This window comes from Serratia sp. FGI94 (assembly GCF_000330865.1).
In the GTDB taxonomy this organism is placed as follows: domain Bacteria; phylum Pseudomonadota; class Gammaproteobacteria; order Enterobacterales; family Enterobacteriaceae; genus Serratia_B; species Serratia_B rubidaea.
In genome coordinates, this window is sequence record NC_020064.1 from 4,485,489 (window position 1) to 4,506,256 (window position 20,768).

At 51.3% G+C, this 20,768-nt stretch carries 37 protein-coding genes; all 37 read right to left on the minus strand.

Annotated elements, in window-relative coordinates:
• Window positions 1-64 precede the first annotated feature (64 nt).
• The 37 genes from zntR to tusB all read right to left on the minus strand — a co-directional run bounded on the left by zntR (window position 65) and on the right by tusB (window position 20,765).
• A complete protein-coding gene (zntR, locus tag D781_RS20435) occupies window positions 65-505 on the minus strand; it encodes a Zn(2+)-responsive transcriptional regulator (RefSeq protein WP_015962131.1) in 441 nt (146 codons plus the stop codon).
• Window positions 505-879: a DUF1992 domain-containing protein gene (locus D781_RS20440; protein WP_015962132.1), complete on the minus strand. Its 375-nt coding sequence runs from the start codon at window positions 877-879 to the stop codon at window positions 505-507. Before D781_RS20440 ends, zntR begins: the two co-directional genes overlap by 1 nt.
• 146 nt (window positions 880-1,025) lie before the next feature.
• On the minus strand, window positions 1,026-1,415 hold the full coding sequence (gene rplQ / locus D781_RS20445) for a 50S ribosomal protein L17 (RefSeq protein WP_015962133.1): 390 nt from the start codon (window positions 1,413-1,415) through the stop codon (window positions 1,026-1,028).
• Between the two features lie 40 nt (window positions 1,416-1,455).
• Window positions 1,456-2,445 (minus strand): DNA-directed RNA polymerase subunit alpha, encoded by a 990-nt coding sequence (gene rpoA / locus D781_RS20450; RefSeq protein WP_002919219.1) that lies wholly within the window; start codon window positions 2,443-2,445, stop codon window positions 1,456-1,458.
• Between the two features lie 25 nt (window positions 2,446-2,470).
• Window positions 2,471-3,091, minus strand: coding sequence for a 30S ribosomal protein S4 (gene rpsD, locus D781_RS20455; RefSeq protein WP_015962134.1), 621 nt, complete (start codon window positions 3,089-3,091; stop codon window positions 2,471-2,473).
• Between the two features lie 30 nt (window positions 3,092-3,121).
• Entirely contained in the window at window positions 3,122-3,511 is a 390-nt protein-coding gene (gene rpsK, locus D781_RS20460; RefSeq protein ID WP_004929731.1) for a 30S ribosomal protein S11, read from the minus strand.
• 16 nt (window positions 3,512-3,527) lie between these two features.
• A complete protein-coding gene (gene rpsM / locus D781_RS20465) occupies window positions 3,528-3,884 on the minus strand; it encodes a 30S ribosomal protein S13 (protein ID WP_015962135.1) in 357 nt (118 codons plus the stop codon).
• Window positions 3,885-4,030: 146 nt separating this feature from the next.
• Window positions 4,031-4,147, minus strand: coding sequence for a 50S ribosomal protein L36 (rpmJ, locus tag D781_RS23100; protein WP_015962136.1), 117 nt, complete (start codon window positions 4,145-4,147; stop codon window positions 4,031-4,033).
• A gap of 34 nt (window positions 4,148-4,181) precedes the next feature.
• On the minus strand, window positions 4,182-5,513 hold the full coding sequence (gene secY / locus D781_RS20470) for a preprotein translocase subunit SecY (protein ID WP_015962137.1): 1,332 nt from the start codon (window positions 5,511-5,513) through the stop codon (window positions 4,182-4,184).
• A gap of 8 nt (window positions 5,514-5,521) precedes the next feature.
• Window positions 5,522-5,956 carry a 50S ribosomal protein L15 gene (rplO, locus tag D781_RS20475; protein WP_015962138.1) on the minus strand — a complete coding sequence of 145 codons (435 nt, stop codon included), beginning with the start codon at window positions 5,954-5,956 and terminating at the stop codon, window positions 5,522-5,524.
• Between the two features lie 3 nt (window positions 5,957-5,959).
• Entirely contained in the window at window positions 5,960-6,139 is a 180-nt protein-coding gene (rpmD, locus tag D781_RS23105) for a 50S ribosomal protein L30 (RefSeq protein WP_013573701.1), read from the minus strand.
• Window positions 6,140-6,145: 6 nt separating this feature from the next.
• Window positions 6,146-6,646: a 30S ribosomal protein S5 gene (gene rpsE, locus D781_RS20480; protein ID WP_015962139.1), complete on the minus strand. Its 501-nt coding sequence runs from the start codon at window positions 6,644-6,646 to the stop codon at window positions 6,146-6,148.
• A 14-nt stretch (window positions 6,647-6,660) separates the two neighbouring features.
• A complete protein-coding gene (rplR, locus tag D781_RS20485) occupies window positions 6,661-7,014 on the minus strand; it encodes a 50S ribosomal protein L18 (RefSeq protein WP_015962140.1) in 354 nt (117 codons plus the stop codon).
• A gap of 9 nt (window positions 7,015-7,023) precedes the next feature.
• Window positions 7,024-7,557: a 50S ribosomal protein L6 gene (gene rplF / locus D781_RS20490; RefSeq protein ID WP_015962141.1), complete on the minus strand. Its 534-nt coding sequence runs from the start codon at window positions 7,555-7,557 to the stop codon at window positions 7,024-7,026.
• Window positions 7,558-7,571: 14 nt separating this feature from the next.
• Window positions 7,572-7,964 carry a 30S ribosomal protein S8 gene (gene rpsH, locus D781_RS20495; RefSeq protein WP_004929753.1) on the minus strand — a complete coding sequence of 131 codons (393 nt, stop codon included), beginning with the start codon at window positions 7,962-7,964 and terminating at the stop codon, window positions 7,572-7,574.
• A gap of 33 nt (window positions 7,965-7,997) precedes the next feature.
• A complete protein-coding gene (gene rpsN / locus D781_RS20500; protein ID WP_004956173.1) occupies window positions 7,998-8,303 on the minus strand; it encodes a 30S ribosomal protein S14 in 306 nt (101 codons plus the stop codon).
• A 14-nt stretch (window positions 8,304-8,317) separates the two neighbouring features.
• Entirely contained in the window at window positions 8,318-8,857 is a 540-nt protein-coding gene (rplE, locus tag D781_RS20505; RefSeq protein ID WP_004956175.1) for a 50S ribosomal protein L5, read from the minus strand.
• A 14-nt stretch (window positions 8,858-8,871) separates the two neighbouring features.
• On the minus strand, window positions 8,872-9,186 hold the full coding sequence (gene rplX / locus D781_RS20510) for a 50S ribosomal protein L24 (RefSeq protein ID WP_015962142.1): 315 nt from the start codon (window positions 9,184-9,186) through the stop codon (window positions 8,872-8,874).
• Between the two features lie 10 nt (window positions 9,187-9,196).
• A complete protein-coding gene (gene rplN, locus D781_RS20515; protein WP_000613954.1) occupies window positions 9,197-9,568 on the minus strand; it encodes a 50S ribosomal protein L14 in 372 nt (123 codons plus the stop codon).
• Between the two features lie 170 nt (window positions 9,569-9,738).
• Window positions 9,739-9,993: a 30S ribosomal protein S17 gene (gene rpsQ, locus D781_RS20520; protein WP_015962143.1), complete on the minus strand. Its 255-nt coding sequence runs from the start codon at window positions 9,991-9,993 to the stop codon at window positions 9,739-9,741.
• Window positions 9,993-10,184 (minus strand): 50S ribosomal protein L29, encoded by a 192-nt coding sequence (rpmC, locus tag D781_RS20525; RefSeq protein ID WP_015962144.1) that lies wholly within the window; start codon window positions 10,182-10,184, stop codon window positions 9,993-9,995. Before rpmC ends, rpsQ begins: the two co-directional genes overlap by 1 nt.
• Window positions 10,184-10,594: a 50S ribosomal protein L16 gene (gene rplP, locus D781_RS20530; protein ID WP_015962145.1), complete on the minus strand. Its 411-nt coding sequence runs from the start codon at window positions 10,592-10,594 to the stop codon at window positions 10,184-10,186. Before rplP ends, rpmC begins: the two co-directional genes overlap by 1 nt.
• Window positions 10,595-10,606: 12 nt before the next feature.
• Complete coding sequence (rpsC, locus tag D781_RS20535) at window positions 10,607-11,305, minus strand: 30S ribosomal protein S3 (RefSeq protein WP_004956187.1); 699 nt, start codon at window positions 11,303-11,305, stop codon at window positions 10,607-10,609.
• A gap of 17 nt (window positions 11,306-11,322) precedes the next feature.
• Window positions 11,323-11,655 carry a 50S ribosomal protein L22 gene (rplV, locus tag D781_RS20540; RefSeq protein WP_002223844.1) on the minus strand — a complete coding sequence of 111 codons (333 nt, stop codon included), beginning with the start codon at window positions 11,653-11,655 and terminating at the stop codon, window positions 11,323-11,325.
• 14 nt (window positions 11,656-11,669) lie between these two features.
• Window positions 11,670-11,948, minus strand: a complete 279-nt coding sequence (rpsS, locus tag D781_RS20545; RefSeq protein ID WP_015962146.1) for a 30S ribosomal protein S19 — start codon at window positions 11,946-11,948, stop codon at window positions 11,670-11,672.
• Window positions 11,949-11,962: 14 nt separating this feature from the next.
• On the minus strand, window positions 11,963-12,787 hold the full coding sequence (gene rplB / locus D781_RS20550) for a 50S ribosomal protein L2 (RefSeq protein WP_015962147.1): 825 nt from the start codon (window positions 12,785-12,787) through the stop codon (window positions 11,963-11,965).
• 18 nt (window positions 12,788-12,805) lie between these two features.
• Window positions 12,806-13,108, minus strand: a complete 303-nt coding sequence (rplW, locus tag D781_RS20555) for a 50S ribosomal protein L23 (RefSeq protein ID WP_015962148.1) — start codon at window positions 13,106-13,108, stop codon at window positions 12,806-12,808.
• Window positions 13,105-13,710 carry a 50S ribosomal protein L4 gene (gene rplD / locus D781_RS20560; protein ID WP_004956192.1) on the minus strand — a complete coding sequence of 202 codons (606 nt, stop codon included), beginning with the start codon at window positions 13,708-13,710 and terminating at the stop codon, window positions 13,105-13,107. Before rplD ends, rplW begins: the two co-directional genes overlap by 4 nt.
• 10 nt (window positions 13,711-13,720) lie before the next feature.
• Window positions 13,721-14,350, minus strand: a complete 630-nt coding sequence (gene rplC / locus D781_RS20565) for a 50S ribosomal protein L3 (RefSeq protein ID WP_015962149.1) — start codon at window positions 14,348-14,350, stop codon at window positions 13,721-13,723.
• Window positions 14,351-14,382: 32 nt separating this feature from the next.
• Window positions 14,383-14,694, minus strand: a complete 312-nt coding sequence (gene rpsJ, locus D781_RS20570; protein WP_001181005.1) for a 30S ribosomal protein S10 — start codon at window positions 14,692-14,694, stop codon at window positions 14,383-14,385.
• 354 nt (window positions 14,695-15,048) lie between these two features.
• Entirely contained in the window at window positions 15,049-15,528 is a 480-nt protein-coding gene (bfr, locus tag D781_RS20575) for a bacterioferritin (protein WP_015962150.1), read from the minus strand.
• Window positions 15,529-15,602: 74 nt separating this feature from the next.
• Complete coding sequence (bfd, locus tag D781_RS20580; protein WP_015962151.1) at window positions 15,603-15,797, minus strand: bacterioferritin-associated ferredoxin; 195 nt, start codon at window positions 15,795-15,797, stop codon at window positions 15,603-15,605.
• Window positions 15,798-15,928: 131 nt separating this feature from the next.
• Entirely contained in the window at window positions 15,929-17,113 is a 1,185-nt protein-coding gene (tuf, locus tag D781_RS20585) for an elongation factor Tu (RefSeq protein ID WP_015344220.1), read from the minus strand.
• Window positions 17,114-17,183: 70 nt separating this feature from the next.
• Window positions 17,184-19,298 (minus strand): elongation factor G, encoded by a 2,115-nt coding sequence (gene fusA, locus D781_RS20590; RefSeq protein ID WP_015962152.1) that lies wholly within the window; start codon window positions 19,296-19,298, stop codon window positions 17,184-17,186.
• A 97-nt stretch (window positions 19,299-19,395) separates the two neighbouring features.
• Window positions 19,396-19,866, minus strand: a complete 471-nt coding sequence (gene rpsG, locus D781_RS20595) for a 30S ribosomal protein S7 (protein ID WP_004956203.1) — start codon at window positions 19,864-19,866, stop codon at window positions 19,396-19,398.
• Between the two features lie 96 nt (window positions 19,867-19,962).
• The gene (rpsL, locus tag D781_RS23110; protein WP_004930426.1) at window positions 19,963-20,337 is read right to left on the minus strand and encodes a 30S ribosomal protein S12; all 375 of its coding nucleotides are present in this window, start codon (window positions 20,335-20,337) and stop codon (window positions 19,963-19,965) included.
• Window positions 20,338-20,480: 143 nt separating this feature from the next.
• Complete coding sequence (gene tusB, locus D781_RS20605) at window positions 20,481-20,765, minus strand: sulfurtransferase complex subunit TusB (RefSeq protein ID WP_015962153.1); 285 nt, start codon at window positions 20,763-20,765, stop codon at window positions 20,481-20,483.
• Between the last annotated feature and the right edge of the window lie 3 nt (window positions 20,766-20,768).

Below are 20,768 nucleotides of genomic sequence, written 5' to 3' on the forward strand. Positions count from 1 at the left end.
CTGATATTAGGATGGATATAAATCGGGCAGATAATAGCGCCGAAAAGAAACAAATAACAGCGGTTCAGCAGTGATGCCCCGCTTTTTTGTCGCTGCTGTCGCTGGCCCCCTGTTCCAGGGCTTCAAGAATAGAGCAATAGGTGCTGGTATGTGCGCTGCCGCAGCAGGCATCGCTCAAGCGCCGTAATGACTCCCGCATCCGCGTCAGCTCCAGCAGTTTCTGCTCCACTTCCTGCAAACGCGCATCCACAATGGATTTTGACTCCTGGCAGGTGTGATGTTCAGGATCCACGCGGATCGACAGCAGTTCGGCGATAGTTTCCAGGGTAAAGCCCAACTGCTTGGCATAACGAATAAAGCGCAGGCGTTGTAAGTCCTGCTCACTATACAGGCGGTAACCCCCTTCGGTCCGCACGTTATGCGCCATCATGCCCTGCTTTTCATAATAACGCACGGTATCCGGCGTAACGCCAGCGAGCTTGGCGAGCTGGCCAATTTTAAACATTAGCTTTCCTCCGGCCCAAATTTACCATTAATCACCTGATGGTACTCACCATGCAGGAAATCGGTACTCATCCCGGCTTGCTGCAAACGATATTCCAACAGCGCCATGCGCTTGCTCAATGCAACGTAGTCAGGGTGTTCGCTGTTAATTTCCTGCAGCAAGGCAGCAATGGTCAACGCTTCCTTACGGGCCTCTAATTCCGGCGGCAGATAACCGGCGTTCTTTAACAGGCGAAAGCCGGAACGCAGTTCTGCCGGCACCGCACTGTCATCGTCAAGCTCCAGCGGTTTGCCTTGGCCTGGTAAGTTCTCAAACTCACCGTTATCTTGCGCGTCACGAATATGGCGTTCAGCCCACTCATCGAGTAACCACATTGTATGATTCCTCAGCATGCAATCTTTGCCGCTAGCATAGCGGATAGGGAGGGGGATCTTAAAGCAGATAACCGGAGGGCAGCACAATTGGCTGTGAATAGGCGTAAAAAAACCGGGCAAGCCCGGTTTTTTTACGCTTCTACAGATTACTCTGCAGTTGCTGCTTCTGCTTGAGACTCAGCACGATCAACCAGCTCGATGTATGCCATCGGCGCGTTGTCGCCTGCGCGGAAGCCACACTTCAGAATGCGAGTGTAACCACCGGCACGGCTCGCGAAACGCGGGCCCAGCTCGTTAAACAGTTTTGCCACGATCTCGTTATCACGAGTACGGGCGAATGCCAGACGACGATTAGCTACGCTGTCGGTCTTGGCAAGAGTAATCAGCGGCTCAACAACGCGACGCAGCTCTTTCGCTTTTGGCAGGGTCGTCTTGATGATTTCATGACGAACCAAAGAGCCGGCCATGTTACGGAACATAGCCTGGCGATGGCTGCTGTTACGGTTCAGTTGACGACCACTCTTACGATGGCGCATGACCTTATCCTTCTCAGTAAAACCTTAACCTGTGATCCGGTTACTCGTCAGCAATGCTTGCCGGCGGCCAGTTTTCCAGGCGCATGCCCAGAGACAGACCACGTGAGGCCAGCACGTCTTTAATCTCGGTAAGAGATTTTTTACCCAGGTTCGGCGTTTTCAGCAACTCAACCTCGGTACGCTGTACCAGATCACCGATGTAGTGGATAGCTTCTGCCTTGAGGCAGTTAGCAGAGCGGACAGTCAATTCCAGATCGTCAACAGGGCGCAGCAGGATCGGATCGAATTCTGGTTTCTCTTCTTTCACTTCCGGCTGACGTACATCACGTAAGTCAACGAAAGCTTCCAGTTGTTCTGCCAGAATGGTTGCCGCACGGCGGATCGCCTCTTCAGGATCGATCGTGCCATTGGTTTCCATTTCGATGACCAGCTTGTCCAGGTCAGTACGCTGTTCTACACGCGCAGCTTCAACATTGTAGGCAATACGCTCTACAGGGCTGTAGCAGGCGTCAACCAACAGACGACCGATCGGGCGCTCATCTTCTTCCGAATGAATTCGGGCAGAAGCCGGCACATAACCACGACCACGCTGAACTTTGATACGCATGCTGATAGCAGCGTTTTCATCGGTCAGGTGGCAGATAACGTGCTGCGGCTTGACGATTTCGACATCACCATCATGGGTGATGTCGGCAGCGGTCACAGGGCCAATGCCAGATTTATTCAGGGTAAGAATAACTTCATCTTTGCCTTGAACTCTCACCGCCAGCCCTTTCAGGTTGAGCAGGATTTCCAGGATGTCTTCCTGTACGCCTTCTTTGGTGCTGTACTCATGCAGTACACCATCAATCTCAACCTCGGTCACCGCGCAACCCGGCATAGATGAAAGCAGAATACGGCGCAGTGCGTTGCCAAGAGTATGGCCAAAGCCACGCTCTAAAGGCTCAAGGGTCACCTTGGCGTGCGTCGAACTGACTTGCTCGATATCTACCAGGCGCGGTTTTAGAAACTCTGTCACAGAACCCTGCATTGTGTCCTCTCTTTGGTACTAAGCTTTACTTGGAGTAAAGCTCGACGATCAGGTGTTCGTTAATGTCCGCAGACAGATCGGTACGTTCAGGCATACGCTTGAACACGCCTTCCATCTTGGCAGCATCAACTTCCAGCCAAGTCGGCTTTTCACGCTGCTCAGCCAGCTCCAAAGCGGCCTTAACACGAGACTGCTTTTTCGCTTTCTCGCGGATGCTGACTACGTCATTCGGAGATACCTGATAAGAAGCGATGTTAACAACGCGACCATTTACCATGATAGCTTTGTGGCTAACCAGCTGACGTGCTTCTGCACGCGTGGCGCCGAAGCCCATGCGGTAAACGACGTTGTCCAGACGACCTTCCAGCAGTTGCAACAGGTTTTCACCGGTGTTGCCTTTCAGACGTGCTGCTTCTTTGTAATAGTTGCGGAATTGACGCTCCAGCACACCGTAGATACGGCGAACTTTTTGCTTCTCACGCAACTGCACACCGTAATCAGACAGACGCGGTTTACGCGCACCGTGCTGACCAGGCGGTTGTTCAATTTTGCATTTTGAATCGATCGCGCGAACGCCAGACTTAAGGAACAGGTCTGTGCCCTCACGACGGCTCAGCTTGAGCTTAGGACCCAAATATCTTGCCATTTTCTTTCTCCAACAAACCTAAAAGCTGCGTTATACGCGGCGCTTTTTCGGCGGACGACAACCGTTATGAGGGATCGGAGTCACATCAGTAATGTTAGTGATGCGGAAACCAGCCGCGTTCAGAGCGCGGATAGTAGACTCACGACCAGGACCAGGTCCTTTAACCATAACTTCCAGGTTCTTGATACCGTATTCTTTTACTGCGTCTGCACAACGTTCAGCGGCAACCTGTGCTGCGAACGGAGTGGACTTACGAGAACCACGGAAACCGGAACCACCGGCAGTTGCCCAACCCAATGCATTACCCTGACGATCAGTGATGGTAACGATGGTGTTGTTGAAAGAAGCATGGATATGAGCCACGCCGTCAGAGACTTGCTTTCTTACACGCTTACGTGTACGAACAGGTGCCTTTGCCATTATTCAATCACCCCGATTATTTCTTGATCGGCTTACGCGGACCCTTACGGGTACGTGCGTTAGTCTTAGTACGCTGACCGCGAACTGGCAGACCACGACGATGACGCAAACCACGATAGCAACCAAGGTCCATCAGACGCTTGATGCTCAGGGTAACTTCACGGCGCAGATCACCTTCAACAGTGTATTTGGCGACAGCTTCACGCAGCTGTTCAATCTGCTCTTCAGACAGCTCACTGATCTTAACATGTTCAGCAATACCAGTCGCAGCACAGATAGCCTGTGAGCGGGTTTTGCCGATGCCGAAAATCGACGTTAAGGCGATTACGGTATGTTTATGATCAGGAATGTTAATGCCTGCTATACGGGCCACTATGCACTCCTACTTAGTTTTACAGCAACACCATTCTGAAAAGCCCGTTTTCAGGATACTCAAATAGTGTCACAGTTACATAAAAAAGATTGGCTGGCTAATCTAGCCAGCTCAACCCAACTTTGCAAGAAAAATATGCGAGATAATCAGCCTTGACGCTGTTTATGCTTCGGCTCGACGCTGCAAATCACGCGGATAACACCGTTACGCTTAACGATTTTGCAGTTACGACATAATTTCTTGACGGAAGCACGAACTTTCATTTTTACTCTCCGTAACTTCTCAAACAAAACCCGACTAGCGGTTATAGCCTTTCAGGTTTGCTTTCTTCAATGCAGACTCGTACTGACTTGACATCATCAGAGTTTGCACTTGAGCCATAAAGTCCATGATGACGACAACCACGATCAGTAGCGAGGTACCACCAAAGTAGAATGGTACTTTCATTGCATCACGCATGAACTCCGGGATCAGGCAGATGAAAGTAATGTACATCGCGCCCACCAGGGTTAAACGCGTCATTACTTTATCGATGTACTTCGCCGTTTGTTCTCCCGGACGAATTCCTGGTACGAAGGCACCGGACTTCTTCAGGTTATCTGCTGTTTCACGCGGGTTGAAAACCAACGCCGTGTAGAAGAAACAGAAGAAGATGATTGCAGACGCATAGAGTAACACATAAAGCGGCTGTCCAGGCTGCAAATACATCGAAATTGTTGTCAGCCAGTTCCAACCGGTACCTCCCCCAAACCAAGATGCGATCGTGGCCGGGAACAGGATAATGCTGGAAGCGAAGATCGCCGGGATAACGCCCGCCATGTTCACTTTCAACGGTAAGTGCGTACTCTGTGCTGCATAAACGCGACGACCTTGTTGACGCTTCGCATAGTTAACGACGATACGACGTTGACCACGCTCCATGAAGACGACAAAGAAGGTCACTGCAAACACCAATACTGCTACCAGCAGCAACAGGAGGAAGTGCAGGTCGCCTTGCCGGGCTTGCTCGATAGTATGACCAATTGCCGGCGGTAAGCCCGCTACAATACCCGCGAAGATAATGATCGAGATACCGTTGCCGATACCGCGTTCAGTAATCTGCTCACCCAGCCACATCAGGAACATTGTCCCGGTCACCAGGCTCACAACCGCAGTAAAGTAGAACGCAAAGCCTGGATTAATCACCAGGCCTTGCATACCAGGCATATTCGGCAGACCGGTAGCAATACCGATCGACTGGAATATGGCCAATACCAGCGTGCCGTAGCGGGTATACTGGCTAATCTTGCGACGGCCAGCCTCCCCTTCTTTCTTTATTTCCGCCAACGCCGGATGAACCACCGTCAACAGCTGGATAATGATCGAGGCCGAAATATACGGCATGATCCCCAGCGCAAAGATAGAAGCACGGCTGAGGGCACCACCAGAGAACATGTTAAACATTTCAATGATAGTGCCTCTCTGCTGTTCGAGCAATTTGGCAAGCACAGTGGCATCGATACCAGGAATCGGAATGAAAGAGCCGATACGGAAGACAATCAGCGCGCCGATAACAAACAAAAGTCTGCGCTTCAGCTCGCCGAGCCCACCTTTAGCACTTTGAAAATCTAATCCTGGTTGCTTAGCCATCAGCTCACTTATTCCTCAATTTTACCGCCAGCAGCTTCGATAGCAGCACGAGCGCCTTTGGTGACACGCAGACCACGCAGGGTAACCGGACGAGCGATTTCGCCAGAAAGCATAACTTTCACGAATTCGATCTGGGTACCAACAACGTTAGCGGCTTTCAGCGTGTTCAGGTCGATAACATCGCCTTCAATCAGAGCCAGTTCAGACAGACGTACTTCTGCCGTGATCATCGCTTTGCGTGAAGTGAAGCCGAATTTCGGCAAACGACGGTACAGAGGCATCTGACCACCTTCGAAACCACGACGTACGCCACCGCCAGAACGAGACTTCTGACCTTTGTGACCACGGCCGCCGGTTTTACCCAGGCCAGAACCAATACCACGACCTACACGCTTCGGCGCATGCTTGGCACCTTCAGCCGGAGACAGAGTATTTAAACGCATCTGTTACTCCTCAACTTTAACCATGTAGGAAACCAGGTTGATCATACCGCGTACAGCAGGAGTATCCTCGCGCTCAACGGTGTGACCAATGCGACGTAGACCCAGGCCCAGCAGCGTAGCTTTATGCTTCGGCAGACGGCCAATGGAACTGCGAGTTTGTGTAACTTTAATAGTCTTAGCCATGGTCAATTACCCCAGAATGTCTGCAACGGATTTACCACGCTTGGCAGCGACCATTTCAGGAGACTTCATATTTGCCAGAGCATCGATAGTTGCACGAACCACGTTGATCGGGTTGGTGGAACCATAAGCTTTAGCCAATACGTTGTGTACCCCTGCGACTTCCAGAACGGCGCGCATTGCACCACCGGCGATGATACCGGTACCTTCTGAAGCCGGCTGCATGAACACACGAGAACCCGTGTGAACACCTTTAACAGGGTGCTGCAGGGTGCCGCTGTTCAGCGCGACATTCATCATGTTGCGACGGGCTTTTTCCATCGCTTTCTGGATCGCTGCCGGAACTTCGCGTGCTTTGCCGTAGCCAAAACCAACGCGACCGTTACCATCACCAACGACAGTCAGTGCGGTAAAGCTGAAAATACGGCCACCTTTTACGGTTTTAGATACGCGGTTTACCGCGATCAGCTTTTCCTGCAGTTCGCCAGCTTGTTTTTCGATGTGAGCCATCTTAAACCTCTTCCTTAGAACTGAAGGCCAGCTTCACGGGCAGCATCTGCCAGTGCCTGGACTCGACCATGATATTGGAAACCGGAACGGTCAAAGGAAACATCTTTGATGCCTTTTTCCAACGCGCGCTCAGCGATAGCTTTACCTACTGCTGCTGCTGCGTCTTTGTTACCGGAATACTTCAGTTGCTCAGTGATAGCTTTTTCTACAGTAGAAGCGGCTACCAGAACTTCAGAACCATTTGCAGCAATTACCTGTGCGTAAATGTGACGCGGGGTACGATGTACCACCAGGCGAGTTGCACCCAGTTCTTTGAGCTTGCGGCGTGCGCGGGTCGCACGACGGATACGAGCAGATTTCTTATCCATAGTGTTACCTTACTTCTTCTTAGCCTCTTTGGTACGCACGACTTCGTCGGCGTAACGGACACCCTTGCCTTTGTAAGGCTCAGGACGACGGTAGGCACGCAGCTCTGCAGCAACCTGGCCAATAACCTGCTTATCAGCGCCTTTCAGCACGATTTCAGTTTGGCTTGGGCATTCAGCAGTAACACCTGCTGGCAGCTGATGGTCAACCGGGTGTGAGAAACCTAATGACAGGTTAATCACATTGCCTTTGACCGCTGCGCGATAACCAACACCTACCAGTTGAAGCTTCTTGGAGAAGCCTTCGGTAACACCGATAACCATTGCGTTCAGCAGAGCGCGCGTGGTGCCCGCCTGGGCCCAAGCGTTCGCGAAACCTTCGCGCGGAGCGAAAGTCAGTGCGTTTTCTTCTTGCTTAACGATAACGGCATCGTGGACTGTACGAGTCAGCTCGCCGTTTTTACCCTTAATCGAAATAACCTGACCGTTGAGTTTTACCTCTACGCCGGCAGGAATGACGACGGGTGCTTTTGCAACACGAGACATTCTTTCCTCCCGAATTAAGCTACGTAGCAGATAATCTCGCCACCCAGACCAGCCTGGCGAGCTGCACGATCGGTCATAACACCTTTAGAGGTAGAAACGACAGCGATACCCAAACCGGCCATAACTTTTGGCAGCTCATCTTTTTTCTTATAGATGCGCAGACCTGGACGGCTGATACGCTGAATGCTCTCTACCACAGCTTTGCCCTGGAAGTACTTCAGTACCAGTTCCAGAACAGGCTTGGCGTCGCCTTCGATTTTGAAATCTTCAATAAAACCTTCTTCCTTCAGCACGTTGGCAATTGCCACTTTCAGCTTGGAGGAAGGCATGGTGACCGCAACTTTGTTCGCGGCTTGACCGTTACGGATACGGGTCAGCATATCCGCGATCGGATCTTGCATGCTCATCTGTCTTTACTCCCGTGATTCAATTGGTGACAATTACCAGCTAGCCTTTTTCAAGCCTGGTACTTCACCGCGCATGGCGGCTTCACGCAGCTTAATACGGCTCAACCCGAATTTGCCCACATAACCATGTGGACGGCCAGTTTGGCGGCAGCGGTTACGCTGACGAGACGGGCTGGAATCACGCGGCAGAGTTTGCAGCTTGAGAACAGCGTTCCAACGATCTTCATCGGACGCGTTCACATCAGAGATGATAGCTTTCAGTTCAGCGCGTTTAGCAAAGAACTTGTCAGCTAATTTCACGCGCTTTACTTCGCGTGCTTTCATTGATTGCTTAGCCATAAGTTAACCCTGCCTTACTTGCGGAACGGGAAGTTAAAAGCAGCCAGCAGCGCGCGGCCTTCATCATCAGAGTTCGCAGTAGTGGTGATGGTAATATCCAGACCACGTACGCGATCGACTTTATCGTAGTCGATCTCTGGGAAGATGATTTGCTCACGCACACCCATGCTGTAGTTACCACGGCCATCGAATGACTTGGCGGACAGGCCACGGAAGTCACGGATACGTGGTACAGCAATGGAAATCAGACGCTCAAAGAACTCCCACATGCGTTCGCCACGCAGAGTTACTTTGCAGCCGATTGGATAGCCCTGACGGATTTTGAAGCCTGCAACAGATTTGCGAGCTTTGGTGATCAACGGCTTTTGGCCGGAGATTGCTGCCAGGTCAGCTGCTGCGTTGTCCAGCAGTTTCTTGTCAGCGATCGCTTCACCAACACCCATGTTCAGGGTGATCTTCTCGACCCGAGGGACTTGCATGACAGAATTGTAGTTAAACTGAGACATCAGTTGTTTAACTACCTCGTCTTTGTAGTAATCATGCAGTTTCGCCATCGTATTACTCCAAATTACTTGATAGTTTCGCTGTTAGACTTGAAGAAACGGACTTTTTTGCCGTCTTCGAATCTAAAGCCTACACGGTCAGCCTTGCCGGTTGCCGCGTTGAAGATAGCAACGTTAGAAACCTGAATTGCAGCTTCTTTTTCAACGATGCCGCCTGGTTGGTTCAGAGCCGGAACCGGCTTCTGGTGTTTCTTAACCAGGTTGATACCTTCAACAATGACCTTACCAGCAGACAGGACATTTTTTACTTTACCGCGTTTACCTTTGTCTTTCCCGGTAAGCACGATAACTTCGTCATCACGACGGATTTTCGCTGCCATGGTTCGCTCCTTAGAGTACTTCTGGTGCCAGAGAGATAATTTTCATGAACTTCTCATTACGCAGTTCACGAGTTACCGGCCCAAAAATACGCGTACCGATAGGTTGCTCGCTGTTATTGTTCAAAATAACGCATGCATTTCCATCGAAGCGAATGACAGAACCGTCCGGGCGACGTACACCCTTCTTGGTGCGCACCACTACCGCCTTCAGCACATCGCCTTTCTTCACCTTACCACGTGGAATTGCTTCCTTGATGGTAATCTTGATGATATCGCCGACGCCTGCGTAGCGACGGTGCGAGCCACCTAGAACCTTGATACACATTACGCGACGAGCACCGGAGTTATCGGCGACGTTCAGCATAGTCTGTTCTTGGATCATTTTAGTGCTCCGCTAATGTCAACTACTACTTTAAAGACCTAAGAAATTTAGGTCGTTGAAAAGCCCCATAACTGAGGGCGCAGCATTATAACACCGCTTCCTTAGGATGGGTAGAAAAAATAAACGGCTCATTTTCTGAGCCGTTTATCAAGTGAGAGCCAGCTACTCTATTACAGAATCGCTTTCTCTACAACGCGAACCAACGTCCAGGACTTAGTCTTAGACAGTGGACGGCATTCGCGGATTTCCACCACGTCGCCAGCGCCACATTCGTTGTTCTCGTCATGTACGTGCAATTTAGTCGTACGCTTGATGAATTTCCCGTAGATCGGGTGCTTCACGAAACGTTCGATAGCAACAACGATGGATTTCTCCATTTTATCGCTAACAACACGACCCTGCAGAGTACGGATTTTATCGGTCATTACGCACCCGCCTTCTCAGTCAGTAAAGTCTTAACGCGTGCGACATCACGACGCACTTGTTTCAACAGGTGAGTTTGTTGCAGCTGGCCACTCGCCGCTTGCATGCGCAAGTTGAATTGCTCACGCAGCAGGTTGAGCAGCTCAGTGTTCAGCTCTTCAACGCTTTTTTCACGCAGCTCTTGTGCTTTCATTACATCACCGTCTTGGTTACAAAGGTGGTTTTGATCGGCAGTTTCGCTGCTGCCAGCTTGAATGCCTCACGGGCCAGCTCTTCAGACACACCGTCCATTTCGTACAGGACTTTACCAGGCTGGATCAGAGCAACCCAGTACTCCACGTTACCCTTACCTTTACCCATACGAACTTCCAGCGGCTTCTCGGTAATTGGTTTGTCCGGGAATACACGGATCCAGATTTTACCTTGACGCTTAACTGCACGAGTCATTGCACGACGTGCTGCTTCGATTTGACGAGCAGTCAGACGGCCACGGCCAACAGCTTTCAGACCGAAAGTGCCGAAGCTAACATCCGTACCTTGCGCCAGACCACGGTTGCGGCCCTTGTGCACCTTACGGAATTTTGTACGCTTTGGTTGTAACATCAGCGACTCTCCTTACTTGCGGCCTTTACGCTGCTGCTTTTTAGGTTGAGCAGCCGGTTCCGGTTGTTCAACTGCAGCCATACCACCCAGGATCTCACCTTTGAAGATCCATACCTTAACGCCGATTACACCATAAGTGGTGTGCGCTTCAGACGTGTTGTAGTCGATGTCCGCACGCAGAGTGTGCAATGGAACACGACCTTCGCGGTACCATTCGGTACGTGCGATTTCAGCACCGCCAAGACGGCCGCTTACTTCAACTTTGATGCCTTTAGCGCCCAGACGCATTGCGTTCTGTACAGCACGCTTCATAGCACGACGGAACATGACGCGACGTTCCAGCTGTGAAGTGATGCTGTCAGCAACCAATTTAGCGTCCAGTTCCGGTTTACGGACTTCGGCGATGTTGATCTGTGCAGGAACGCCAGCGATGTCCGCTACGACCTTGCGCAGTTTTTCTACGTCTTCACCTTTTTTACCGATAACGATACCCGGGCGAGCAGTGTGAATGGTTACACGAATGCTTTTAGCCGGACGCTCGATAACGATACGAGATACGGACGCTTTAGCCAGTTCCTTAGTCAGGAATTGACGAACTTTAAAGTCGCTGTCCAGGTTGTCAGCGAATTCTTTGGTATTCGCATACCAGGTAGAGTTCCAAGGTTTGACAATACCCAGGCGAATACCATTAGGATGTACTTTCTGACCCATTGCTAGTCTCCAGAGTCTCAGCGATCGGACACAACCACAGTAATGTGGCTGGTGCGCTTCAGGATGCGATCTGCACGACCTTTCGCACGCGGCATAATGCGCTTCATGCTTGGGCCTTCGTCTACGAAGATTTTCGTAACTTTCAGATCATCGATGTCAGCGCCATCGTTGTGTTCTGCGTTAGCAATGGCAGACTCCAGTACTTTTTTAACCAGACCAGCAGCTTTCTTGTTGGTGTAGGTCAAAGTTTCCAGAGCTTGCGACACTTTCTTACCGCGGATCAGGTCAGCAACAAGGCGAACCTTCTGAGCAGAAGAACGAGCGTGGCGATGTTTAGCGATAGTTTCCATCTCTTCCTCCTACCTTAGCGCTTTTTAGCTTTTTTATCAGCCGCATGGCCGCGATAAGTACGAGTCGGCGCGAATTCACCCAGTTTGTGACCGACCATTTCATCGGAAACGAATACTGGTACGTGCTGACGACCATTATGGACAGCGATGGTCAAACCGATCATGTTAGGAAAGATCGTTGAACGACGGGACCAAGTGCGCACTGGCTTCTTGTCACCGCTTTCCACCGCTTTCTCTACCTTCTTCAGCAAGTGCAGGTCAATAAAAGGACCTTTCTTGAGAGAACGTGGCATGGCTTATCCTCTAATTATTTTTTGCTACGGCGACGTACGATGAATTTATCAGTACGCTTGTTGCTACGGGTCTTCTTACCTTTGGTCTGAACGCCCCACGGAGAAACCGGGTGCTTACCAAAGTTACGACCTTCACCACCACCGTGCGGGTGATCTACCGGGTTCATCGCCGTACCGCGAACGGTAGGACGAACACCACGCCAACGTGCAGCACCTGCTTTACCCAGGACGCGCAGCATGTGTTCTGAGTTACCGACTTCACCCAGGGTGGCGCGGCAATCTGCAGGAACTTTACGCATTTCGCCAGAGCGCAGACGCAGAGTTACGTAGGAACCATCACGAGCAACGATCTGAACGTAGGCACCGGCAGAACGCGCCATCTGGCCGCCTTTACCTGGTTTCATTTCTACGTTGTGAACCGTTGAACCCACTGGGATGTTGCGCATTGGCAGGGCGTTGCCCACTTTGATCGCAGCATCAACACCAGATTGGATCTGGTCACCAGCTTTCAGGCCTTTCGGCGCCAGGATGTAACGGCGTTCGCCGTCTTTGTACAGAACCAGCGCGATGTTCGCGGAACGGTTCGGATCGTACTCCAGACGCTCAACCACTGCAGACACGCCGTCTTTGTTGCGTTTGAAGTCAACCAGACGATAGTGTTGTTTGTGGCCACCACCGATATGACGGGTGGTGATACGGCCATTGTTGTTACGACCACCGCTTTTGCTCAGTTTTTCCAGCAGCGGGGCATAAGGTTTACCCTTGTGCAGCTCAGGGTTAACCACTTTAACAACGTGGCGACGACCCGGAGATGTAGGTTTACATTTAACAATTGCCATTGTTCTTACTCCTCCGACTTACTCTGCGCCGCTGATGAAGTCCAGATTCTGGCCTTCTTTCAGGGTGACGTAAGCTTTTTTCCAGTCGCTACGACGACCGATACGCTGACCGTGACGCTTCACTTTCCCTTTAACAACCAGGGTGCTCACGTCTTTGACTTCGACTTCAAACAGTTTCTGCACTGCAGCTTTGATTTCTGCTTTGGTCGCGTCTTTGGCAACTTTGAGTACGATGGTGTTTGATTTTTCCATCGCTGCAGATGCTTTCTCAGATACGTGCGGTGCACGCAGCACTTTCAGCAAACGTTCTTCACGGATCATGCCAGCATCTCCTCAACTTGCTTCACAGCATCAGCAGTCATAACCACTTTGTCGAAGGCGATCAGGCTAACTGGATCGATACCTGCTACATCGCGCACGTCAACCTTGTACAGGTTGCGGGCAGCCAGGAACAGATTCTCATCGACTTCGCCGGTTACAATCAGCACGTCTTCCAGGGCCATATCTTTCAGTTTCTGTGCCAGCAGCTTAGTTTTAGGCGCTTCAACAGAGAACTTTTCGACAACGATCAGACGATCTTGACGTACCAGTTCGGACAGGATGCTTTTCAGCGCGCCGCGGTACATCTTTTTGTTAACTTTCTGACTGTGGTCTTGTGGCTTCGCAGCGAAGGTCACACCACCGGAACGCCAGATCGGGCTCTTAACAGAACCTGAACGCGCACGGCCAGTACCTTTCTGGCGCCACGGTTTCTTACCGGAACCGGTCACTTCAGCACGGGTCTTCTGAGCACGAGTACCTTGACGGGCACCTGCTGCATAAGCAACAACAACCTGGTGTACCAGCGCTTCGTTGAAATCACGACCGAAGGTAGTTTCGGAAACAGTCAGCGCGCTTTGCGCGTCTTTCAATACTAATTCCATTGCTATCCCCTTACGCCTTCACAGCTGGTTTAACGATCAGGTTGCCACCGGTTGCACCCGGAACAGCACCTTTTACCAGCAGCAGGTTGCGCTCAGCGTCAACACGTACTACGTCCAGGCTCTGAACGGTTACGCGTTCGTCACCCAGGTGGCCTGCCATTTTCTTGCCTTTGAACACTTTGCCCGGAGTCTGGTTCTGACCGATAGAACCCGGAACGCGGTGAGACAAGGAGTTGCCGTGGGTAGCGTCTTGGGTACGGAAGTTCCAGCGCTTAACAGTGCCAGCAAAACCTTTACCTTTAGAAGTACCGGTTACGTCAACTTTTTTAACGTCAGCGAAGATTTCTACGCTAATTTCCTGACCTGCAGTGTATTCCTGACCTTCTTCCAGGCGGAATTCCCACAAACCACGGCCAGCTTCAACGCCAGCTTTAGCGAAATGGCCAGCTTCAGGCTTGGTCACGCGGTTCGCTTTTTTGCTACCGGTGGTGACCTGAATGGCACTGTATCCGTCGTTATCCAGGCTCTTAACCTGAGTTACGCGGTTCGCTTCAATTTCGATTACGGTTACTGGGATGGAAACGCCTTCTTCAGTGAAGATGCGAGTCATGCCCACTTTTTTACCGACTAAACCAATCATTGTTTCAACCTCTCAATCGCTCAATGACCTGATTAACCCAGGCTGATCTGCACGTCTACACCGGCAGCCAGATCCAGACGCATCAGAGCATCAACGGTTTTCTCGGTTGGCTCAACGATGTCAACCAGACGCTTGTGAGTACGGATTTCGTACTGATCGCGCGCGTCTTTGTTGACGTGCGGAGAGATCAGAACGGTAAAACGCTCTTTGCGGGTCGGCAGCGGGATCGGACCACGGACTTGCGCACCAGTGCGCTTAGCAGTCTCGACGATTTCCGCGGTTGATTGATCGATCAGACGATGATCAAACGCTTTCAGGCGGATACGGATTCTTTGGTTCTGCATGAGACCAGAGCTCCAATTATTTTATAAACGTAAATAATTACTCCTCACACCCATTTCGATTGATGGGGGAGTGTAATCGTCAACATATAACTCCCATATCGGGAGTATTGTTCGAAAGGCACAAATGGCTGCCGATCGACTGATTCGCTAAAATCAGGCTACCAAGATTAGGTAAGCCCGCGCATTATACGCAAAATGAGCGTCAAAGCAAGGCGCAGATGAAAATATGCGCAGAATATCGGCGTTTTCGTGACATGGATGGGGATTGATGCGGATGGAAACAAAACGGCGGGCGCTCCCCTGCCCTGCCGGCAACCAGGCTGCCGGCGGTTCAGTGGCAGGCGACGGGTTACGTCACTCTTTACGCTCCAGCACCTGGGCCTGTGCGTAATTTTGAATACCCAGCCGCTGGATAAGGTCCAGCTCGGTTTCCAGCCAGTCGATATGCTCTTCTTCATCCGCCAGAATCTCAATCATCAGATCGCGGCTGACATAGTCATGGATGGAGTCGGCGTAGGCGATGCCTTCACGCAAATTCTTGGCGCCATCCAACTCCAGCGCCAGATCCGAGCGCAGCATCTCCTCAATATCTTCACCGATATTCAGTTTGCCGAGATCTTGTAAATTCGGGATGCCTTCCAGAAACAAAATGCGCTCGATATAGCGATCGGCGTGCTTCATTTCATCAATGGACTCGTGATATTCCTTGTCGTTGAGGCGCATTAAGCCCCAATTCTTGAACATGCGGGCGTGTAGGAAGTATTGATTGATGGCAACCAACTCGTTGCCGAGCAGTTTGTTGAGATGCGCAATGATCTTTTTATCGCCTTTCATAAGGTATTCCTCCTGACCAGTTCTAAAAGTGTAGAACCTGTGCGTCAAGAGTCAAAAAATGACCTTACCTTCTGTTAGGCAACTTCATGCATATGAATAATGGCTGCGCGTTCCTCCACCATAATCTGGCGTGCCTGGCGAATGCATTTCCCGCAGTCACTACCAATCGGCACCAGGTCTCGCAGCTGCTTCATGGTATGGGGGTTGTGCTGACGCACCGCTTTACGAATCGCTTTGTCAGTCACGGCATTACACAGGCATACGTACATAGGAGACTCACTTCTTAACCTTTGAGTAAGTCTAAATAAGAATGCTTTTTATTTCAATTAAGATTTGCACAATTTGTATAAAAAAAGGGCACCGAAGTGCCCTCTTTATTGTGTTGATAAATTATCAGCGATTAAGCGATAACTTTAGCAACAACGCCCGCGCCTACGGTACGGCCGCCTTCACGGATTGCGAAACGCAGACCGTCGTCCATTGCGATTGGGTGAATCAGAGTAACTTTCATGTTCACGTTGTCGCCTGGCATTACCATCTCTACGCCTTCTGGCAGTTCGATGGTACCGGTCACGTCAGTTGTACGGAAGTAGAACTGTGGACGGTAGCCTTTGAAGAACGGAGTATGACGGCCGCCTTCGTCTTTGGACAGAATGTACACTTCAGATTCGAACTGGGTGTGCGGCTTGATTGAACCTGGCTTCGCCAGTACCTGACCACGTTCGATTTCTTCACGCTTGATACCACGCAGCAGAACACCTACGTTCTCACCAGCACGGCCTTCGTCCAGCAGTTTGCGGAACATTTCTACGCCAGTACAGGTAGACTTAACGGTGTCTTTGATACCTACGATTTCTACTTCTTCACCAACTTTGATGATACCGCGCTCTACACGACCGGTAACAACGGTGCCACGACCAGAGATGGAGAATACGTCTTCGATTGGCAGCAGGAACGGCTTGTCTACAGCACGCTCTGGCTCTGGGATGTAGCTGTCCAGCGCTTCTGCCAGCTCAACGATTTTCGCTTCCCACTCGGCTTCGCCTTCCAGCGCTTTCAGCGCGGAACCACGGATTACCGGCAGGTCGTCGCCTGGGAAGTCGTAAGCAGACAGCAGTTCGCGAACTTCCATCTCTACCAGTTCCAGCAGCTCTTCATCATCTACCATGTCGCATTTGTTCATGAATACGATGATGTAAGGTACGCCTACCTGGCGGCCCAGCAGGATGTGCTCACGGGTCTGAGGCATTGGGCCGTCAGTCGCTGCTACTACCAGGATTGCGCCGTCCATCTGCGCTGCACCGGTGATCATGTTTTTCACGTAGTCGGCGTGCCCTGGGCAGTCAACGTGCGCGTAGTGACGAGTCGGGGTGTCATACTCAACGTGAGAAGTGTTGATGGTGATACCACGAGCTTTTTCTTCTGGCGCGTTATCGATCTGGTCGAATGCGCGAGCAGCACCGCCGTAGGTTTTAGCCAGTACGGTAGTGATTGCTGCAGTCAGGGTAGTTTTACCGTGGTCAACGTGGCCGATAGTACCAACGTTAACGTGCGGTTTTGTACGTTCAAATTTTTCTTTAGACACGGCTATATTCCTTACTATAGCGCTCTCCCCATAAGGAGAGAGCACGGGACTTTGGTTTTAACCCTAAGGCTTATTTACCACGGGCTTCAATAACGGCCTGAGCAACGTTGTTCGGCGCATCATCATACTTCAGGAATTCCATGGTGTATGATGCACGACCTTTGGTCAGAGAACGCAGCTGAGTTGCATATCCGAACATTTCAGACAGCGGTACTTCAGCGTGGATCTTAACGCCAGTTACTTCAGATTCCTGACCGCGCAGCATACCACGACGACGGCTCAGGTCACCGATGACGTCACCAGTGTTCTCTTCTGGAGTTTCCACTTCAACCTTCATGATAGGCTCAAGCAGAACTGGGTTCGCTTTCTTAAAGCCATCTTTAAAGGCAATGGAAGCGGCCAGTTTAAACGCCAGTTCAGAGGAGTCAACGTCGTGGTAAGAACCGAAGTGCAGACGCACGCCGAGATCTACAACTGGGTAACCAGCCAGCGGACCAGCTTTCAGCTGCTCCTGGAGGCCTTTATCAACGGCAGGGATGTATTCGGTTGGAATTACACCGCCCTTGATGTCGTTGACGAACTCGTAACCTTTAGGGTTAGAGCCCGGCTCCAGTGGGTACATGTCGATCACAACGTGACCGTACTGACCACGACCACCAGACTGCTTGGCGTGCTTACCTTCGATATCGGTAACTTTGGAGCGAATCGCTTCGCGATAAGCAACCTGTGGTTTACCGACGTTCGCTTCAACGTTGAACTCACGCTTCATACGGTCAACGATGATGTCGAGGTGCAGCTCACCCATACCAGCGATGATGGTCTGGTTAGATTCTTCATCAGTCCATACGCGGAATGACGGGTCTTCTTTAGCCAGACGGCCCAGAGCCAGACCCATTTTTTCCTGGTCAGCTTTGGTTTTCGGCTCAACGGCGATGGAGATTACCGGCTCAGGGAATTCCATACGCTCCAGAATGATCGGCGCATCTGGATCACACAGGGTATCACCCGTGGTTACGTCTTTCAGACCGATAGCCGCGGCGATGTCGCCCGCGCGAACTTCTTTGATCTCTTCACGTTTGTTGGCGTGCATCTGAACGATACGGCCGAAACGCTCACGTGCAGCTTTCACGGAGTTCAGCACGGTATCGCCGGAGTTAACCACACCGGAGTAAACGCGGAAGAAGGTCAGGTTACCTACGAACGGGTCGGTAGCGATTTTGAACGCCAGAGCAGCAAACGGCTCTTTGTCGTCAGCGTGACGCTCAGCCGGCGTGTCTTTACCGTCGTCCAGCATACCGTTGATCGCAGGAACATCGACTGGGGATGGCAGGTAATCGATTACCGCATCCAGCATCGCCTGAACACCTTTGTTCTTAAATGCAGAACCACAGGTTACCAGGATGATTTCGTTGTTCAGCACGCGCTGACGCAGTGCAGACTTGATCTCTTCCTCGGTCAGCTCGTCGCCGCCCAGGTATTTTTCCATCAGCTCTTCAGAGGCTTCAGCTGCGGATTCGATCAGGTTCTGGTGCCATTCGTCAGCCAGTTCGACCATATCAGCAGGGATATCTTCGTATTCGAAGGTTACGCCCGCGTCAGCGTCGTTCCAGTTGATGGCTTTCATTTTCACCAGGTCAACAACGCCGGTGAACGCTTCTTCAGCGCCGATCGCCAGCTGCAGTGGAACTGGAGTTGCGCCCAGACGGGTTTTGATCTGGTCAACAACTTTCAGGAAGTTCGCACCCATACGGTCCATTTTGTTAACGAACGCGATACGTGGAACTTTGTATTTGTTAGCCTGACGCCATACGGTTTCAGACTGTGGCTGAACACCACCAACAGCACAGTAAACCATCACTGCGCCATCCAACACACGCATGGAACGTTCTACTTCGATGGTGAAGTCAACGTGTCCCGGGGTGTCGATGATGTTTACGCGGTGCGGTTCATACTGCTTGGCCATACCAGACCAGAAAGCAGTTGTCGCTGCAGAAGTGATGGTAATACCACGCTCCTGCTCCTGTTCCATCCAGTCCATGGTGGCAGCGCCGTCATGAACTTCACCGAGTTTATGGTTTACACCGGTGTAGAACAGGATACGTTCGGTAGTGGTGGTTTTACCGGCGTCGATGTGTGCACTGATACCGATGTTGCGGTAGCGTGCAATAGGTGTTGTACGAGCCATTTGATTCCTCTATTGCCTTAGGCGTTCAAGTTCAGTTAACCCAAGCGGGTGAGCTTCTTGAAGCGCCCGCTTGGTTAGCATAACTACAGCGTGGTGATTACCAGCGGTAGTGCGCGAACGCCTTGTTGGCTTCGGCCATGCGGTGAACGTCTTCACGCTTCTTAACAGCAGAACCTTTGTTCTCTGCTGCGTCAGACAGTTCGTTCGCCAGGCGCAGAGCCATGGATTTATCACCGCGTTTACGAGCAGCATCAACGATCCAGCGCATTGCCAGAGCATTGCGACGAACCGGACGAACTTCAACTGGTACTTGGTAAGTAGAACCACCAACGCGGCGCGACTTAACTTCGACAGTCGGGCGAACGTTGTCCAGAGCTACTTCAAAAGCTTCCAGGTGATCTTTACCAGAACGCTGAGCCAGGGTCTCCAGCGCGGTATAGACGATTGCTTCTGCGGTAGATTTTTTACCGTCTACCATCAGGATATTTACAAATTTGGCCAGCAGCTCAGATCCGAACTTAGGATCTGGCAGAATTTTACGTTGGCCGATTACGCGACGACGTGGCATGGAAATACTCCGTTGTTAATTCAGGATTGTCCAAAACTCTACGAGTTTATTTTGACATTAAAGTTAAAACGTTTGGCCTTACTTAACGGAGAACCATTAAGCCTTTGGCTTCTTCACGCCGTACTTGGAACGAGCTTGCTTACGGTCTTTAACACCGGAGCAGTCAAGTGCGCCGCGAACGGTGTGGTAACGCACACCTGGCAAGTCTTTAACACGACCGCCGCGGATCAGGATCACGGAGTGCTCCTGCAGGTTGTGACCTTCACCACCGATGTAGGAAGTCACTTCGAAACCGTTGGTCAAACGCACACGGCATACTTTACGCAGTGCGGAGTTTGGTTTTTTCGGAGTGGTGGTATATACGCGGGTACATACACCACGTTTTTGCGGGCAGGCTTCCAGCGCTGGAACGTTGCTTTTAGCAGCCTTCACAGAGCGTGGTTTGCGAACCAGCTGGTTAATTGTTGCCATTAAAAAAGCTCCTGGTTTTTGCTTCGTACTAGCTTCGTAAACATGTGATAAATCCCCTCGTATGCACTATTGGCAAAGTACGAGGACGCAGAATTTTATTGCCGACCCGAAGAGGTGTCAAGAAATATACAGCATCGTCGTCATTACCAGGCCATTTGGCTGCGATGCACTGTGGTTAATTCAACGAAGTGATTATAGTCAATGACGGTGACTTTGTGCGAAATATGACCACTCAGTCCCCGCGCCTCCAGGTCATTGCGCAGCGCGTAAAGAGAGATGGGGGCGGCGAGCAGCAAATCAAGGTGGGCGCCGGCCAGCGCGGCCAGAACGCCGTCCTGCAGCAGCAGCAGCGCATCGCCGGGCGACGCCTGACGCAGCAGCGTCGGCAGGTCGCACTGCGCGGGAGAACGGCTCAGGGTAAACAGCATCGG